The organism is Mycoplasmopsis mucosicanis (assembly GCF_006546935.1).
GTDB lineage: Bacteria > Bacillota_I > Bacilli_A > Mycoplasmatales > Metamycoplasmataceae > Mycoplasmopsis > Mycoplasmopsis mucosicanis.
In genome coordinates, this window is record NZ_SMDN01000029.1 from 1 (window position 1) to 818 (window position 818).

Sequence of the window (818 nt, forward strand, 5' to 3'; positions counted from 1 at the left end):
ATAGGTGAAACAAAACAATATGAAAGGTAATCATGAAATTAAAAAAACTAACATCATTACTCATACCTATGGTCGCTTCATTACCATTTGTTGCTGCTGCATGTGGTGGAGAAGGTAAAAAAGGAAATAGTGACAAAACCACACCAGGAACTACACCAGGTAAAACTACTCCAACTCCAACTCCTACTCCTTCACCTGCACCAGTGAAAAAATTTAATGTTACAATCCTTGATGGAAGTAAAGAATTAAGCAAAAAAGAGATAGAAGAGAATAAAGAGTTTACTATTCCTGCATCAGGACAAGAAAAATCTGGTCATATTTTTATTGGTTTTTTCTTGGATAAAGAATTCAAAAATGAAGCTAAACCAGGTTCAAAAATAACAATCACTGCTGATACAACTATTTATGCAAAATACATAACATTAGTTGATTATGTAAAATTAGCAATTAAAAATACTGTAGGTGATAAGTTTAAATATAATTATGAACTTAAGTTTGAAGCGCTAAAATCTAAAGCCCAATATAATGGTACAGTTTCTTACAACAGCAGTTCATCTACGCCGTTCTTAAGAGATGAAAAAACTACTGGTCTTTTGATTAAAGATGGACATAATGTTCATTGAATTAAAGATGGTAAATTACATAAAATTTCTGCCGGTAAAAAAGACAAGAATCCTAAACATGAAGAAAAAGCATTTAGCAAACCATATGAAAGTTCAATATTTGCAAAAATATTATTTGCTGGAAAAGAAGAAAATATTGCACAGGTTTCAAGAGATAATGATAAGTTTACTATAAAACTTCAAAAATCTGTATCT

Annotated in this window: 1 protein-coding gene; it reads left to right on the forward strand. The window is 30.3% G+C overall.

What is annotated here, in order from left to right; translation table 4 throughout:
• Positions 1 to 32: 32 nt before the first annotated feature.
• Positions 33 to 818 (forward strand): InlB B-repeat-containing protein (locus tag E1I18_RS03610; RefSeq protein WP_141484226.1); only part of this gene is annotated, 786 nt, incomplete at its 3' end.